The 17,130-nt window shown below is 56.9% G+C and carries 14 protein-coding genes; 8 read left to right on the top strand and 6 right to left on the bottom strand.

Going from position 1 to position 17,130, the window contains the following annotated elements; translation table 11 throughout:
• Positions 1-431: 431 nt before the first annotated feature.
• A complete protein-coding gene (locus EC836_RS12555) occupies positions 432-1,718 on the top strand; it encodes a lysozyme inhibitor LprI family protein (protein WP_123333540.1) in 1,287 nt (428 codons plus the stop codon).
• A gap of 113 nt (positions 1,719-1,831) precedes the next feature.
• On the opposite strand, the gene EC836_RS12550 is transcribed toward EC836_RS12555, so the two are convergent.
• The 5 genes from EC836_RS12550 to EC836_RS12530 form a co-directional block, all read right to left on the bottom strand.
• Positions 1,832-2,248 (bottom strand): type II toxin-antitoxin system VapC family toxin, encoded by a 417-nt coding sequence (locus EC836_RS12550; protein ID WP_123333538.1) that lies wholly within the window; start codon positions 2,246-2,248, stop codon positions 1,832-1,834.
• A complete protein-coding gene (gene vapB / locus EC836_RS12545; protein WP_123333944.1) occupies positions 2,245-2,475 on the bottom strand; it encodes a type II toxin-antitoxin system VapB family antitoxin in 231 nt (76 codons plus the stop codon). Before vapB ends, EC836_RS12550 begins: the two co-directional genes overlap by 4 nt.
• 145 nt (positions 2,476-2,620) lie before the next feature.
• Positions 2,621-4,003 (bottom strand): MFS transporter, encoded by a 1,383-nt coding sequence (locus tag EC836_RS12540; RefSeq protein WP_123333536.1) that lies wholly within the window; start codon positions 4,001-4,003, stop codon positions 2,621-2,623.
• Positions 4,004-4,133: 130 nt separating this feature from the next.
• Positions 4,134-5,438 (bottom strand): enolase C-terminal domain-like protein, encoded by a 1,305-nt coding sequence (locus EC836_RS12535; protein ID WP_123333534.1) that lies wholly within the window; start codon positions 5,436-5,438, stop codon positions 4,134-4,136.
• 444 nt (positions 5,439-5,882) lie between these two features.
• Positions 5,883-7,001 carry an ABC transporter ATP-binding protein gene (locus EC836_RS12530; RefSeq protein WP_123333533.1) on the bottom strand — a complete coding sequence of 373 codons (1,119 nt, stop codon included), beginning with the start codon at positions 6,999-7,001 and terminating at the stop codon, positions 5,883-5,885.
• Between the two features lie 314 nt (positions 7,002-7,315).
• Here EC836_RS12530 and EC836_RS12525 point away from each other — a divergent pair, with 314 nt between their 5' ends.
• Genes EC836_RS12525 through EC836_RS12500 form a run of 6 tightly spaced genes read left to right on the top strand, consistent with a single transcriptional unit; the run spans position 7,316 to position 14,428 of the window.
• On the top strand, positions 7,316-8,536 hold the full coding sequence (locus tag EC836_RS12525; protein ID WP_123333531.1) for an extracellular solute-binding protein: 1,221 nt from the start codon (positions 7,316-7,318) through the stop codon (positions 8,534-8,536).
• Positions 8,537-8,587: 51 nt separating this feature from the next.
• Complete coding sequence (locus EC836_RS12520; RefSeq protein ID WP_123333529.1) at positions 8,588-9,892, top strand: carbohydrate ABC transporter permease; 1,305 nt, start codon at positions 8,588-8,590, stop codon at positions 9,890-9,892.
• Positions 9,893-9,902: 10 nt separating this feature from the next.
• On the top strand, positions 9,903-10,754 hold the full coding sequence (locus EC836_RS12515; RefSeq protein ID WP_123333526.1) for a sugar ABC transporter permease: 852 nt from the start codon (positions 9,903-9,905) through the stop codon (positions 10,752-10,754).
• Positions 10,755-10,757: 3 nt separating this feature from the next.
• On the top strand, positions 10,758-11,951 hold the full coding sequence (locus EC836_RS12510; RefSeq protein WP_123333524.1) for an arabinogalactan endo-beta-1,4-galactanase: 1,194 nt from the start codon (positions 10,758-10,760) through the stop codon (positions 11,949-11,951).
• A gap of 46 nt (positions 11,952-11,997) precedes the next feature.
• A complete protein-coding gene (locus tag EC836_RS12505) occupies positions 11,998-14,055 on the top strand; it encodes a beta-galactosidase (RefSeq protein ID WP_123333522.1) in 2,058 nt (685 codons plus the stop codon).
• A gap of 58 nt (positions 14,056-14,113) precedes the next feature.
• Complete coding sequence (locus tag EC836_RS12500; RefSeq protein WP_123333520.1) at positions 14,114-14,428, top strand: glucose PTS transporter subunit EIIB; 315 nt, start codon at positions 14,114-14,116, stop codon at positions 14,426-14,428.
• A 102-nt stretch (positions 14,429-14,530) separates the two neighbouring features.
• Here EC836_RS12500 and EC836_RS12495 read toward each other — a convergent pair whose 3' ends face one another.
• Positions 14,531-15,793 (bottom strand): maltoporin, encoded by a 1,263-nt coding sequence (locus EC836_RS12495; RefSeq protein ID WP_123333518.1) that lies wholly within the window; start codon positions 15,791-15,793, stop codon positions 14,531-14,533.
• Between the two features lie 261 nt (positions 15,794-16,054).
• Between EC836_RS12495 and EC836_RS12490 the strand changes: the two genes are divergently transcribed.
• Entirely contained in the window at positions 16,055-17,125 is a 1,071-nt protein-coding gene (locus EC836_RS12490; protein WP_123333516.1) for a LacI family DNA-binding transcriptional regulator, read from the top strand.
• Positions 17,126-17,130: the final 5 nt, after the last annotated feature.

Here is a 17,130-nt window from a genome sequence, read left to right as displayed (position 1 = left end):
ATCGCTGGCAGGTCGAAACCAGAAATTGCTGCATCAATTGATATACCCCTTAAGGTATCTGCTACCCGCATTGATTATTTATCTGAGTGATGGTGAACAGTGAAAACTTTTTCATCCGGTACGTTTACGGCCATTATCGTTAAGTCATCTATTCATGAAGTCAGACCGCCAGTCGAGTCAGAACCTGCTTGAGTAAAATTATGTAGCAGGGTGACGCGGGCATACTATACAATCGCGGGCGTATTCTGAAGGGGGAAGCCAGCAGCAGCGCTTTGACATAACTAACGGAATATAATAGAGATATTTTTAATTTTCAACCGCAAGGCATCATTAAATCAGTCAGTTTAAATAATAAGACTTTCCACAAACGCCCCTGTGAGTTTGTCGGAATATAATGCTTCACCAGCAAAACAATATTAATCGGACTTTATATGAATAAGAAATTGAGTCTCGCTGCATTAGCTGTTACGGGTGTTATTTTTAGTTCAGCGTCTTTCGCTGCCGGCTTCGATTGTAATAAAGCCAGCGGCTATGTTGAACAAACCATCTGCTCAACGCCCGCGCTGTCCGCGCTGGACGATAAGGTGAGCGGCTTATACGGGCAGGCCATTAAGCAAAACCCGGATAATAAAGCCGCCATCAGAAAATCGCAGCTGGCATGGTTAAAAGAGGTTCGTAATAAGTCCACGTCATTCACCGAGCTGCAAAACGCCTACGTGAACCGCGTGAACGACCTGAATGCGATTGTCGGCGGCAGCGCACAGGCGGCGGCGGTTTCCGGCAGCCAGCCTCAGTCTGCTGTACCGGCAGCCGTTGCACCTGTACCACAGGCCGCACCCGTTGCTCAGAGTGCAGCACCCGTAGCGAGTGCGGGCCAGGCGTCGGTAGAACGTTCCTGCCAGGTGCAGGTCACCTACAGTAAAGACGCTGTCGACCAGTACATCACCAACCAGAAAACCCAGCCAAACCGGCTGCGCGTCACCGATAACGGCGACAGCTTTATTATTCACTTCGAACGCTTTTACGGGCTGGGTGATATGAACAGTGAGTTTATTTCACCGCGTGGCAAGGAGTTTATGAACGTCAAGCAGGAGCAGGACGGCACCACCTCCTTCTACCGCAAAAGCGAGGCCAACGGGTTCCTCAGCTTTATCTTCACCTCGGTGAAAGGCAGCATGAAGCCAAGATTTGATGCCAGTCTTTATGACTGCCGTACCGGCGTAGCGGTGAGTGCCAGCCAGCAACAGCCAGCGGTGAATGCGCAGCCCGGTGCCGCACCATCTGCGGCAGCCGGTGAAGTGAAAACCTACCATTTAACAGCGACGTCCGCCGTGCTTGATCCAATTGAGATGGATTTTCGCAGCAGCTCGGCGCTGGATATGAAAGTCTATAACAACGCCAAAAATTATGCCGACGGCAGCGATGACCGCTATCGCATGTTAAGTATCTACCGGGATTACGGTGTGTCGGTGGCTGATTTCGACAATATCGTCATTCCGCAGTGCCGTGCTGAAACAGACAGCCTGACGAATGAGAGTAAGGCCGTGCAGAGCCAGTGGGGCACCTTCAGCAGCGATCCGTCCACCCGCGAGCGTCAGCAAAAAGAGCGGTGGGAATATTTGCAGCAGTGGACGAAGCGTTTCCAGGCAGCCACGGACAGAATGCAGCAGTGCTGGTCGGAAGCGGCGTTGCGTGTGCCTGAACATACGCCCCGTTGATTATTTTCCCCGGCCGGAGCGGAAATCGAACGCGTTCCGGCCGGGTTAAAAAAATACCCCGCTTCGGCGGGGTATTTTAATGGCAATCTTCGTCCGACCAGCGCATATCCGGGTTATTTTGCCCAGTCTTCCAGTTTCAGGCCCTTTACGCGTTCAAACTCTCGCGTGTTGTTGCTGACCAGGATAGCGGATGAAGCGATAGCATGCCCTGCGATGGCCGTGTCGTTGGGTCCGATTGGCGTACCCAGTGCGGTCAGCTGCACTTTTATCTCCGTAGTGGCAGCCACGGCAGCACGATCCCAGGGAAGGATAGCATCCAGACGGGCACAAAAGGCATCAACCAGCAAAGCATGGCGGGGCGAAGCTTTTTTACCAATCGAGCCGAAACGCATCTCAGCATAGGTAATGGCCGATACAACGATACGATGATTGCGCAGCACCGCCTGTTCCAGCCTGGCGATTACGCTTTCCGGCTGTTCACGCATAATGAATAAGCAGATGTTGGTATCCAACATGTAAGTCTTGTTCACAGATCAAACCGTCCTTCATCGTCAACCACATCACCACGATCCGTTAAAAAACCCGCATCGGCTTTTTCGAGCTGCGCAAATGAGCCCCAGGTGGGTCTGATCGGGCGAAGGATGATGCTGTCTCCTTCTCGGATGATTTCAAGCTCGCTGACGCCCTCAAAATCGAGGTCACGCGGCAGTCGTATTGCGCGGTTGTTGCCATTTTTAAAGATGGATACGATTCTCATGATTATCTCCCAGCCTTTCGGTGCCGTAAGATGCACCTGAAACATATGCTAAGTATATGCATGGTCACTATCCAGGCGTAATGAGCCATTTCCTGATTCACAAAACAATACCCCGCATCGGCGGGGTATCGTCATGGTGACCTTGTTACTTCAGCGAACCGGAGGTCAGCGTCGCGCTGTTTTCCGCTGGTGCATCCCGTTTTTTGTCCGGTGCCGGGCTGTCCAGATCGCGACGGATGCCGATGCGGAATACCCCGGACAGCATCAGGGCGCCGATAATGGCGATCGCACCCAGCAGATACAGCCCCGCCGCCGATGAATTGAAGGTGTTTTCTGCCCATACGCGGATATTTGGCGCAACAAAACCGCCCAGATTGCCCAGTGAGTTGATCAGTGCAATTCCTGATGCCGCCGCCGCACCGCCCAGATAGCTGGTGGGGAAGGTCCAGTAGATCGGCTGCACCGCCAGCAGGCCAGCGCAGCCGATGCACAGCACGACAAATGCCCAGACCGGCGTTGCCGCTAACATCCCCGATAGCGCCACACCCAGGCCGCCGCACAGCAGGGTAATGGTGCCAATCCAGCGCCTTTCTTTACGCTTCGTCGACAGGTGAGGAATATACCAGGCCGCAAACAGGGCGCAGAGCCAGGGAATGCCGGACAGCACGCCGACGATAAAGCCGACTTTCTGGCCGGAAAGGGCCGCCACCTGTGAAGGCAGGAAGAACGCAATGCCATAGGAACCTACCTGGATGGTAAAGCAGATCATGCACAGGTAGAGCACACGCGGATCGCACAGAGCTTTCAGGATACCCTGCGGGCCGTGATTCACCTTGGCCTTCTCTTCTTTTTCAATTACCCGACTAAGGGCCTGCTTCTCCTCTTCGTTAAGGAACTTACAGCGCCGGTCGGCAGGCTTATCGTCCAGATAGAAATAGGCCACCACGCCAACAAACGCCGCCAGTAATCCTTCCACCAGGAACATCAGCTGCCAGTTGTGCAAGCCCCACATATCGTGGATGGTTAACAGCGCGCCGGATGCCGGGCCGCCGAGGATAAAGGCGATCGGCGGACCAAACCAGAAATAACCGGCGACCTTGGCGCGGACGTTCAGCGGGAACCAGAAGGTAAGATAGAGCATCACGCCCGGCATAAAACCGGCCTCGGACGCGCCGAGGAAGAAGCGCAGGATGATAAAGGTTTGCTCATCGTGGGCGAACATCATCGCCGCAGAGATCAGCCCCCAGGTCACCATGATGCGGGAAAGCCAGACCCTGGCACCCACTTTATACAGTAGAATGTTGCTGGGCACTTCGAACAGCGCATAGCCGATAAAAAACACCCCGGCACCAAACGCGTAGGCGGCATTACTTAAACCGGTATCCACCTGGAATGCCTCTTTCGCAAAACCAATATTGGCACGATCTAAATAAGCCATTACATACATTAATGCCAGAAATGGCAGCAGGCGGATAATAGATTTACGTACTGCCGAATTAACAACTTTATCATCTTCAGTCTGACTCATAGGAGTGCTTCCACGTTGAATGTTACGCAGTCGGTCTCTTCGATAATAACGTCACAAGGCATTCTGACTAACCCGCCATTATTTCATGGCGGGATAGCAGAAAATTGACAGGATTAATAATCAGAGGTTTTTAATTTAACCATTCGCGACCGTCAGGCCATGAATAATCCAGTAAGGTCTGGGCTTTCATTTTCACGCCGTAGCCCGGTTGCTGTAGCGGATAATATCTGCCGCGTTTAATCACTAAAGGTTCTTCGAAGTTTTCATGTAAGTGGTCGACATATTCCAGCACCCGGTTTTCCAGCGAGGCGGAGACGGCAATATAATCGAACAGCACGATATTGAGCGAATACTGGCACAGGCCGACGCCGCCGCCGTGCGGGCAAACCGGCACGCCAAATTTCGCCGCCATCAGCACCACGGCCAGCACCTCGTTCAGGCCACCCAGGCGGGCCGGATCGAGCTGGCAGAAGTCCATGGCACCGGCCTGGAAGAACTGTTTAAACATCACGCGGTTGTGGGCGTGCTCGCCGGTGGCAATGCCGATATCACCGATCCTCGCCTTAATCGCCGCATGGCCGAGAATATCGTCCGGGCTGGTTGGCTCCTCAATCCACAGCGGATCGAACTGTGCCAGCTTGCGCATGGCCGCAATGGCCTGGTCTACGTCCCAAATCTGGTTGGCGTCCATCATCAGCTTGCGCTCCCAGCCCAGCTCCTCACGAAGAATGGCCGCACGCCGCATGTCCTGCTCCAGATCGGCTCCGACTTTTTGCTTCAGGTGCGTCCAGCCGTCCGCCACCGCCTGGCGCGCCAGCTGGCGCATTTTTTCTTCCGAGTAGCCCAGCCAGCCTGCGGCGGTGGTATAGCCCGGGAAGCCGTATTCAAACATCTCCTGCTCGCGCTGCGCTTTCCCGTTCTCGACGCGGCGCAGCAGGGTCAGCGCCTCTTCCGGGGTTAACACATCGGTGATGTAGGTGAAATCGATGCACTTCACCACCTCTTCCGGCTTCATATCCACCAGCAGCTTCCACACGGTTTTATTTTCCGAACGCGCCCATAAATCCCAGAGCGCATTAATAATTGCCGCGGTGGCTAAATGAATAACGCCTTTTTCCGGCCCGACCCAGCGCAGCTGACAATCACCGGAAACCAGCTCGTGCCAGAACTGGCCGAAATTAGCGGTAATTTCCTCCAGCGTGCGGCCAATCACAAATAATTCAGCTAATGACTTCACTGCGCTGACGCAGAGATCGTTTCCCCGGCCAATAGTAAACGTCAGTCCATAGCCTTTTAAATCTTCCCGATCGGTTATCAGGGTGACATACGTTGCGGAATAATCAGATATTGCATTCATCGCATCAGAACCGTCGAGGTTTCTGGACGTTGGGAAACGAATATCTTTAACGCTGATATCCTTGATCGCGATCGCCATTTTATCTCCTGATTTATTTATAGGTCGTTATAAAAAGTAGGGTAAGGCTCAGTTGATAATTGGAGTGTATCGGCGGTTTTAGAACGAAAGATGAGCACGTGGTTATATTTTGATGAGGCCTGAGTTTTTATGTTTTTTATGTGTTTTTAATTTGTTTTTGAGATGTAACACAAATGATACCTGTACAAGCGAGTTGAATCTCAACCCCGAGAATCAGGGCGATAAAAGACAGGAGTGGCCGTCATGCCGCGGCGAGGGCGGGTTCACAGTACAGGGAGACATCAAAATCAAAGCGGGCTACCAGTCCATGGCGCCCCGGCAGAAGTGCCGATACCCTCATGGTCTGGTTTTTTATTGGCGCTAAATCCCTTCAGGCTAAATGATTTTACTCGCAGCCTGATTGCTTCAGTGGTTAATACGGGCCGCGTAAAACAACCGGCGGCATTACGCCGCCTGATCCTGCGGGATCTCAATATCGGCGCTGACGCGCAGCCCTTCGCTGTCAAAGACCATGCACTGGTGCGGATAGAAGGACGGGCGCAGCGACTGGTAGGGGCGGAAGGAAACATCGCCGGGCAGCAGCATTTTAAAGCCGTCGTGGCCGTAGCTCTGACCGAACAGATAGGTGTTATTGCCCAGCCGCTCCACCACCTCGCAGTGGAAGTCCAGCTGGAGCGGGGCGTCGCTGTTAATGCGCAGATGCTCGGGGCGGATACCCAGCGTCAGTGCCTCACCCGGCTGCAGCAGCCGCTGCGGGGCAGGCAGCGCCAGGGTGTTTTGCCCTTCGTTAATGCTGACCAGCAGCCCGGTAGCGCTGCACTCCACGACCTGAGCGGGCAGGAAATTCATCTTCGGCGAGCCGATAAAGCTCGCCACGAAGCGGTTAACCGGGTTGTAGTAGAGGGCCATCGGCGAGCCGACCTGCTCAACCTTGCCGTAGTTCATCACCACAATCTTATCGGCCAGCGTCATCGCCTCAACCTGATCGTGGGTGACATAGACCATGGTGGTCTTCAGCTCCTGATGCAGCTTGGCAATGTGCAGGCGCATCTCCACGCGCAGCTCGGCGTCCAGGTTTGACAGCGGCTCATCGAACATAAACACCTTCGGGTTGCGCACAATCGCCCGGCCAATCGCCACGCGCTGGCGCTGCCCGCCGGAGAGCTGCTTCGGTTTGCGGTCCAGCAGGTGGGAAAGCTGCAGCGTTTTGGAAACCATCTCCACCTGGTGGCGGATCTGCTCCTTCGGCACGCGGTTGACCTTCAGGCCGTAGCCCATGTTTTCCGCCACGGTCATATGCGGGTAAAGCGCATAGGACTGAAACACCATCGCCACGCCGCGATGGGCGGGGGCGACGTCGTTGACCATCTCATCGCCAATCAGGATCTCGCCGCCGCTGACTTCCTCCAGTCCGGCAATCAGCCGCAGCAGGGTGGATTTGCCGCAGCCGGAAGGGCCAACGAATACGGCAAATTCGCCAGCTTCGATATCCAGTTGAATATTTTTCAGCGTTTCGGTTGCGCCGAACTTCTTGCTCACGCTTCTCAGTCTGATGCTGGACATGCGGATCCTCATCGGGAATATTTTCAGGGTTAAATGTATTACGTATTACAAATCTTCACTTCAGCGCTTCAACCGTTGTGGGAAGCGGGTTGACTATAACCCCCTGATGACAAGCACCCTACCGGCTAGTTTGATTTATGCAATGCCGATCACACATTGATAAATATGGGCTGGTGGGATCGGGTGCTCTTGCGTAGCGTATGACATCAACAGGTTTTCGTTCCTCTCGCTCTACAGGCTGATTTCCACCGGTTAACGACCTGCGAACTCAGCGATAAAACATAAAAATGTCATACCTTCACATGAGGTCAGCAATGAAATTGAAAACGAGCATCTCACTGTTACTGTCCGCACTGATGGCCACGCAGGCCGCCTACGCCGCGCAGCAGCTCACCGTCTGGGAAGATATTAAGAAATCGGACGGCATCAAAACCGCCATCGCCGACTTCCAGAAGCAGCATAACGTTGAAGTCAAAGTGCAGGAGATGCCTTTCGCCCAGCAGATTGAGAAGCTGCGTCTGGATGGCCCGGCCGGTATCGGCCCTGATGTGCTGGTGATCCCGAACGACCAGCTCGGCAGCGCCGTGGTGCAGGGTCTGCTGTCGCCAATCGCCGTGGATGCGGCACACCAGGCGGCGTATACCCCGTCGGCGATGGCCGCGTTTATTCAGAACAACGTGGTGTACGGTGTACCGAAGGCGATTGAAACCCTGGTGCTGATTTATAACAAGGATCTGCTGCCGTCGCCGCTGAAAACCCTCGACGAGTACCGCACCTTCTCGCAGAAGCAGCGTGAAGCCAAACAGTACGGCCTGCTGGCGAAGTTCGACCAGATTTACTACAGCTGGGGCGCGATTGCGCCGATGGGCGGCTACATCTTCGGCAAGGACGGCAAGGGCGGGCTGAACACCCACGATATCGGCCTGAACACCCCGGGCAGCATCGAGGCCGTGACCTACCTGAAGAGCTTCTTCACCCAGGGCCTGCTGCCGGGCGGCATCCTCGGCGATAACGGGCTGAACGCCATCGACTCGCTGTTTACCGAGAAAAAAGCAGCGGCGGTGATTAACGGCCCGTGGGCGTTCCAGCCGTATGAAGCGGCGGGCATCAACTACGGCGTCGCGCCGCTGCCCGAGCTGCCAAACGGCAAACCGATGAGTTCATTCCTCGGCGTGAAGGGCTATGTGGTGTCCACCTGGAGCAAGGATAAAGCGCTGGCGCAGCAGTTTATCGAGTTCATCAACCAGCCGCAGTACGTCAAAGAGCGCTATCAGAAAACCCAGGAGATCCCACCGCTGCTGGCGCTGATGAATGACCCGATTATTAAAGACGATGAGAAAGCTAACGCCGTTGCGGTGCAGGCCGCACGCGCCTCCGCCATGCCGGGCGTACCGGAAATGCAGGAAGTGTGGGGACCGGCCAATGCCGCTCTGGAACTGAGCGTGTCCGGCAAGCAGGAACCGAAAGCGGCGCTCGACGGCGCGGTGAAGCAAATCACCATGCAGATTGAAGCGATGCAGGCCAGTAACCAGTAAGTCAGCGTCGCATGGCGGCCCGAATCAGGAAGCAAGAAGGATAATGGTGTGATGATTTCCCCCAGTGAAAAACTGATGCTTAACAAACGCTCGCGGCAGCACGCCGTAACGGGCGTACTGCTGGCGCTATTGCCGGGCTTCGGCCAGTTCTATCATCGCCAGTGGGCGAAGGGATTGTGCTTTTTAATCCTGCTCGCCAGCTTTGCCGGCGTGTTCCATGATTTCCTGCAGCAGGGGCTGTGGGGACTGGTAACGCTGGGGGAAGAGGTGCCGCGCGACAACTCCATCTTCCTGCTGGCGGAGGGGATTATCAGCGTGCTGATTATCGCCTTTGGCCTGACGCTGTGGGGGCTGTCGTTCCGCGACGCGTGGCTGAACGGTCGCCGCCGCGATAACGGCGAGCAGCTGCACGGGGTGCGCAAGCAGTATCAGATCCTGCTGCGCGAGGGCTTCCCCTATCTGATGATCACCCCGGGGTTTATCCTGCTGGTGTTTGTGGTGGTGTTCCCGATCCTGTTCGGGTTCGCCATCGCCTTCACCAACTACAACCTGTACCACACGCCGCCGGCGAAGCTGGTTGACTGGGTGGGGATGAAGAACTTTATCAATATCTTCACCTTATCCATCTGGCGCTCCACCTTCTTCGACGTACTGCAGTGGACGGTGGTCTGGACGCTGCTGGCAACGACGTTACAGTGTAGCGTGGGCGTGATGCTGGCGATTCTGGTAAACCAGAAAGATCTGCGCTTCAAGCCGCTGATCCGCACCATTTTCATTCTGCCGTGGGCGGTGCCGGGCTTTGTCACCATTCTGGTGTTTGCCGGGATGTTCAACGACACCTTTGGCGTGATCAACAATTCGATTCTCGACTTCTTCGGCATTGCGCCGAAGGCGTGGATGACCGATCCGTTCTGGACCAAAACCGCGCTGATTTTGATGCAGACCTGGCTTGGCTTCCCGTTTGTGTTCGCCATGACCACCGGCGTGCTGCAGGCGATCCCTGACGACCTGTACGAAGCGGCGATGATGGACGGGGCCAGCGCCTGGACGCGGCTGAAAACCATCACGCTGCCGCTGGTGATGTACGCCATCGCGCCGATCATCATCACCCAGTACACCTTCAACTTTAACAACTTCAACATTATCTATCTGTTTAACAACGGCGGCCCGGCGGTGGCCGGGTCTAACGCCGGCGGCACCGACATTCTGGTTTCGTGGATCTACAAGCTGACCATGTCGTCTTCGCAGTATGCGATTGCCGCCACCATTACGATCCTGCTGTCGATTTTTGTGGTCGGCGTGGCGCTGTGGCAGTTCCGGGCCACCAAATCGTTCAAACAAGATGAAATGGCGTAAGGGTACAGTCATGGCGAAATCAGTAAGTATTAAACGCGAAAAATGGGTGCGCCTGTCGCTGACCTGGCTGGTGGTGCTGATCGTCTCCACCATCATTATCTATCCGCTGGTGTGGACGGTGGGTGCATCGCTGAACGCGGGCAACAGCCTGCTCAGCAGCTCGATCATTCCGGAAAACGCCTCCCTGCAGCACTACCGCAATCTGTTTAACGGCACGGTGCCGTACCTGAGCTGGTACTGGAACTCGATGAAAATCAGTTTCTTTACCATGGTGCTGACCCTGATCAGCGTCAGCTGTACCGCCTATGCCTTTTCACGGTTCCGCTTTAAGGGCCGCCAGAACGGGCTGATGCTGTTCCTGCTGCTGCAGATGATCCCGCAGTTCTCGGCGCTGATTGCCATCTTCGTGCTGTCGCAGCTGCTGGGCTTAATCAACAGCCATCTGGCGCTGGTGCTGATTTACGTTGGCGGCATGATCCCGATGAACACCTATCTGATGAAGGGCTACCTCGACGCCATTCCGAAAGACCTGGACGAGTCGGCGCGCATGGACGGCGCGGGGAACTTCCGCATCTTTATTGAGATCATCATGCCGCTGTCGAAGCCAATTCTGGCGGTGGTGGCGCTGTTCTCCTTCACCGGCCCGCTGGGGGACTTCATTCTCTCCAGCACCATTCTGCGCAGCCCGGATCAGTTCACGCTGCCCATCGGCCTGTACAACCTCGTGTCGCAGAAAATGGGGGCCAGCTATACCACCTATGCCGCAGGAGCGGTGCTGATCGCCGTGCCGGTCGCCATCCTCTATCTGGCGCTGCAAAAATACTTCGTTTCCGGCCTGACATCAGGCAGTACAAAGGGATAAATCATGAAGCGTAAATCACTGTTCATCGCCCTGGCACTGGCCTGGGCGACCCCTCTGCTCGCCGCCACGCCGTCGGTTATCACCCCGATCGGCCAGGTGCCTGCGGATTTTGTTAAGGGCGCGGATATCTCCACGCTGCCGGAGCTGGAAAAGCAGGGCGCGAAGTTCTATAACGCCAACAATCAGTTACAGGACCCGATCGCCATCCTCAAGGCCAACGGCATCAACACCATTCGCCTGCGCCTGTGGGTTGACCCGTATGACCCTGACGGCAAAGCCTACGGCGGCGGCACCAACGATCTGAACACCACGCTGGCGCTGGCCAAGCGTGCCAAAGCGGCGGGAATGCAGCTGCTGCTCGACTTCCACTACAGCGATTTCTGGACCGATCCGGGCAAACAGTTCAAGCCGAAAGCCTGGGAGAAGCTGACCTTCCCGCAGCTGGAAACGCGCATTCACGACTACACCCGCGACACCATCGCCCGCTTTAAGGCCGAGGGCGTGCTGCCGGAAATCGTGCAGATCGGCAACGAGCTGAACGGCGGCATGCTGTGGCCGGAAGGCAAAAGCTGGGGGCAGAACGGCGGCGAGTTTGACCGCCTGGCGGGCCTGCTGAAATCGGCCATTGCGGGTCTGCGCGAGAACCTCAGCGATCCGTCGCAGGTGAAGATCATGCTGCACCTGGCGGAAGGCACCAAAAACGACATGTTCCGCTGGTGGTTCGATGAAATTACCCGTCGCCAGGTGCCGTTCGATGTGATCGGCCTGTCGATGTACACCTACTGGAACGGACCGATCTCCGCGCTGAAGGCCAACATGGATGATATCAGCCAGCGCTACCAGAAAGATGTGATGGTGGTGGAAGCCGCCTACGGCTACACGCTGGAAAACTGCGACAGCGCCGAGAACAGCTTCCAGGCGAAGGAAGAGAAAGACGGCGGCTATCCGGCAACCGTGGCGGGCCAGGCAGCCTATCTGCACGACCTGATGTCGGCGGTGCTGGCAGTGCCCAATCATCGCGGCAAAGGGGTGGTTTACTGGGAGCCGGCCTGGATACCTGCCAGTGGCAATACCTGGGCCACGCCGGAAGGCATGAAGTACATCCACGACGAGTGGAAGCAGGGCAACGCCCGTGAAAACCAGGCGCTGTTTGACTGCCGCGGCAAAGTGCTGCCGTCCATCCAGGCTTTTCATTAATTGACCGGCCTGCGGGCCGGTACCTCTTACATATTAAGGAAGAAGTATGACTAAATTCCCACCGCTGGCGGCCGGGGTGACCCGTCTGCTGCACGGCGCGGACTACAACCCCGAGCAGTGGTCGCACACGCCGGGCATTATCGATGAAGATGTGGCAATGATGAAGGAGGCCCACTGCAACGTGATGTCGGTCGGCATCTTCAGCTGGGCCAAGCTGGAGCCGGAAGAGGGGCGCTACGATTTCAGCTGGCTGGATAACGTGCTGGACAAGCTGTATGCACAGAACATCCGCGTGTTCCTCGCCACGCCGAGCGGCGCGCGCCCGGCCTGGATGTCGCAGAAATACCCTGAGGTGCTGCGCGTGGGCCGCGATCGCGTGAAGGCGCTGCACGGCGGACGGCACAACCACTGTATGACCTCGCCGGTGTACCGCCAGAAGGTGCAGGAAATGAACGGGCGGCTGGCGGAGCGCTATGGCCATCACCCGGCGGTGATTGGCTGGCATATTTCCAACGAATACGGCGGCGAGTGCCACTGCGACAGCTGCCAGCAGGCGTTTCGCGACTGGCTGCAGCGCCGCTATCAGACGCTGGAACAGCTGAACCACGCCTGGTGGAGTGATTTCTGGAGCCACACCTACACCGACTGGTCGCAGATTGCCTCGCCTTCACCGCAGGGTGAGATGTCGATCCACGGCCTGAATCTGGACTGGCGGCGCTTTATGACCGACCAGGTGACCGATTTCTGCACCCAGGAGATCAAGCCGCTGAAGGCGGTTAACCCGGAGCTGCCGGCCACCACCAACTTTATGGAGTACTTCTACGACTACGACTACTGGAAACTGTCGCAGGCGCTGGACTTTATCTCTTGGGACAGCTATCCGACGTGGCACAACGAGAAGGATGACACCACGCTGGCCTGCTACACCGCAATGTTCCATGACCTGATGCGCACCCTCAAGCAGGGCAAACCGTTCGTGCTGATGGAGTCCACGCCGGGGGCCACCAACTGGCAGCCGACCAGCAAGCTCAAAAAACCGGGCATGCATATTCTTTCCTCGCTACAGGCCGTGGCGCACGGTGCGGACGCGGTGCAGTACTTCCAGTGGCGTAAAAGCCGCGGCTCGGTGGAGAAATTCCACGGCGCGGTAATCGACCACGTGGGTCATCTGGATACGCGCATCGGCCGCGAGGTCAGCGAGCTGGGCCGGATGCTGGACGCCATGACCCCGGTGCTCGGCAGCCGCGTGGAAGCCCGCGTGGCGATTATCTTTGACTGGGAAAGCCGCTGGGCGATGGACAACGCGCAGGGCCCGCGCAACATCGGCCTGCACTATGAGCGCACGGTGGTGGAGCACTACCGGAGTTTCTGGGAGCAGGGCGTGGCCGTTGACGTGATCAACGCCGACGCCGATCTCACGCCTTACACGCTGGTGATTGCGCCAATGCTGTATATGGTGCGCGACGGCTTTGCCGAACGCGTGGAGCGCCATCTGCACAACGGCGGCCAGTTCGTTGCCAGCTACTGGACCGGCGTGGTGAATGAAACCGACCTCTGCCACCTCGGCGGCTTCCCCGGCCCGCTGCGTCCGCTGCTGGGCATCTGGGCGGAGGAGATTGACAGCCTGACCGACGAGGAGTCGAACGGTATTCAGGGCATCAAAGGCAACGCGCTGGGGCTGAGCGGCCCGTACCAGGCGCGCGAGCTTTGCGAGCTGATCCATCTTGAGGGCGCCACCGCGCTGGCCCGCTATCAGAGCGATTTTTACGCCGGACAGCCGGCGGTCACGGTAAACGAAGTCGGTGCCGGTAAGGCGTGGTACATCGCCTCGCGCAACGATCTGACCTTCCACCGCGACTTCTACGGCGCGCTGATTAAGCAGCTGGCACTGCCGCGCGCCCTTGATGTGACGTTCCCGCCGGGCGTGACCGCACATCGTCGTACCGACGGTGAGCAGTCCTTCATCTTCCTGCAGAACTTCACCGCGGTTGAACACACGATTACGCTGCCGGCGGGCATCAGCGACCTGACGGACGGCACGCCGCTGTCGGGGCCGCTGGTCCTGCCGCCGTGGGGCTGCCGCGTGCTGCGCGCGCCGCTGTAACGGCGAATTCACAGGCGGGCGCAGGCCCGCCTTTTTTTATGTCCAGAAGGAGAGAAAGATGGTGAGTCTGAAATCGTTTAAGCACTACTTCAGCCGGGAAGCCGGACCGACAGAGGATGCCCCCGTTGACAGTGCATTGCTGGACCAGCTGCTGCGCTGCTTTGGTGGCCGCGACAATATCGTCCAGGTTGATGCCTGCCTGACCCGTCTGCGGGTGACGGTTAAATCGCTGTCTGCGGTGGATTCTGCCGGGCTGCAGCAGGCGGGAGCGATCGGGGTGGTGATCCTGGGCCACGAGGTGCATGCCATCTTCGGCACGCGGTCGGACCGGCTTCGTCAGCTGCTGGATGCGCGTTTCTTCGGCGACGCCTGAGTTAACAGGGTTACGTTGTCACAATAAAAAAGGATAACCGGTAACGGTTATCCAATAAAACAGCCAGTGTTCAAGCAGTGATCGTGGAGAGGGCGTGGCGGATTACCACCAGGCCTCGACCTGTACGCCGAAGTTCCAGGTATCGCTGGCGGTACCGTCATCGAAGCTGTTGCCCTGCTCGGAGTCATTCAGGTAGGAGGCAAACACGCGCAGTTCAGGGCGTGACATAAACTCAGGACCGGCCGCCAGACCCAGCGCGAGGGTATATTTCTGCCCGGCCTGTTTGTAGTCGCTGCCGTCTTTGTACTGATCTTTCTGCCAGAAGCTGCCCGCTTCGCCGATGCCGCGCACGTAGTCGGTGAACTGGTACTGCGCACGGCCCACGACGGACAGCAGGGTACTCTTATCGCTGTATGCCGTCAGATCCTGGGCGGAACCCCAGGTAATCACCTGATTCAGAGACAGGCGGTCGGTGATCGGCAGCAGGCCGGTGTTAATGATGCGATAGCCGGTGGCGTCGCGGGTGTCGTTCCACATATCGTACCAGCCGCCGCCCTGCGAGATAACGTTCTGCGCCAGCCCTTTATTCGCATACTGGAACACCAGCTTCTGATAGCCGCCCCACATATCCTGGCTGATTTCGCCGGTCAGCATCACGCCGTTGTCGGCTTCGTACAGCCCGCCGTACTCTTTCTGCTTTTTAGTGGCGTTTGGCATGGCGTAGTCGATACCAAACTCCGTCCAGGCACCGCTCCACGGCTTCCATCCGGCGTAACGCAGATCGAGGTAGTTGATGTTGACGTCATTATCACCGTCTTCACGGTAGTCAACGTCGTTCGCGTCACCGCGGATCCAGGCGAATGACACGGCACCCGGGCCAACGGTGTAGTTTTCAATACCGGCACCTGAACCGGAAATATTCCAGTATTTGGTGTCGATAATGTGCAGATCGTGGCGCTGGTAGTAGCGCTTACCGCCCCAGATCACCGCATTTTTGTCGCCCGGGACCAGACCTTTAATCTGCAGATTTAGCTGGCGCAGGCCAAACTGCGCATCGTCGCCGAGGGTGGTTTCGTTATCGTTAGATCCGTCGGAGACCATGCTGACCATGCTGTCGACGTAGAAGCTGACATCGTCCTTTTTATAGACTTCGCTGCCCAGCTCCACTTCGCCGTAGGTATCGCCTTCGTTGCCGAGACGACCGAGTTTATTCTTCTGCCACTCCTGTATGCCGCCATCCTGCGACACGCCCACGCCGCCGCGCAGATAGCCGTGGAAATCAATGTTATCAATCGCTGCGTATAACGCCGGGGAAGTCAGTGCCGCAGCAAGTGCCACAGCGGTTGCGTGTAGTCTGGTATTCATGTCACCCTCATTTTTGTAATACGTTCACAAAGTGAGAGCAGTAAACGCCCAGTGACGAATCCTCTGCAATTTAAATGTCAAGATTGTGTGATTTACTGCAAGTTTTTCAGCACTTATTGTAACGATTGGTGAGATTGATCACCGAAATATAAATGTGAACGTCGGACTTTTTAATGATTTTATCGACAGTGTGACGGGGTTAACCCGGCCAGGGTTTCGGCTGTGTTACACTTTCCGCATCTGCTACCAGGGAAGCGAGCCATGAAATCGAAGAATTCCACTTTAGAGGATGTTGCCCGTCACGCCGGAGTGTCTTATCAGACCGTTTCCCGGGTATTAAATAAGTCTGCCAACGTCTCCGAAGCGACGCGCAGCAAGGTTGAGAAGGCGATAGAGGTGCTGCGCTATGTACCGAATCGCCTGGCGCAACAGCTGGTCGGCAAGCAGAGCACCACCCTTGGGCTGGTGACCACCTCGCTGGCGCTGCACGCGCCTTCACAAGTGGCCGCTGCGGTAAAACGCTACGCCAACGCGGCGGATTACCAGGTGCTGATTGCGATGATTGATGAGAACGTCAACCAAAGCCTGCAGGATTGTATCAACGAGCTGAAGTCACAGCGCGTCGATAAGGTGATTATTAACGTACCGCTTGAGACGGCCGACGCAGAGCGCATCGTGCAGGAGAACGAGGATATCCTGTGCCTGTTCCTCGACGTTGATCCCTATTCGTCGGTGTTTAACGTTTCGTTTAACCCGGCGGACGGCACCCGCGCCAGCGTGAAATATCTCTATGAACAGGGGCACCGTGAGTTCGCGCTGCTGGCAGGGCCACAGCATTCAGTTTCCGCCCGCCTGCGGCTGAAAAGCTGGCTGGAGACGCTGGAAGGCTACGGCCTGCAGCCGGTCAGCGTCATCCACGGCAACTGGGACGCGCAGAGCGGTTTTAGCGGCATCCTGCAGATGCTGCACGAAACACCGCGCTTCAGCGCGCTGCTGGTTGGCAACGATCAGATGGCGCTGGGCGTGCTGAGCGCGCTGCACCAGCGCGGCGTGGCGGTTCCGGGGCAGGTTTCGGTGGTGGGCTACGATGACACCTATGAAAGCGCGTTTTTCCATCCCGCGCTGACCACGGTTTCTCTCGATCTGGACTTACAGGGAAAAGAGGCGGTGAGCCGTATTCTGCAGGCCAGTGAAGACGACCACAGCCGATCGTCCTCGATCCTGCCCGCACGCCTGGTAGTGCGCAATTCCACCGCCGCGCTGGGGTCGGGAACGCAGGATTTAGCGCAGATCGCCGAGCAGCTGAGGCAGATTGCCAGTCGGTTGCAGTGAGGAGA

This window comes from Erwinia sp. JUb26 (genome assembly GCF_003751505.1).
In the GTDB taxonomy this organism is placed as follows: domain Bacteria; phylum Pseudomonadota; class Gammaproteobacteria; order Enterobacterales; family Enterobacteriaceae; genus Erwinia.
The sequence above is the reverse complement of the archived record's forward strand: the minus strand, read 5'-3'. Positions and strand labels throughout refer to the sequence as shown.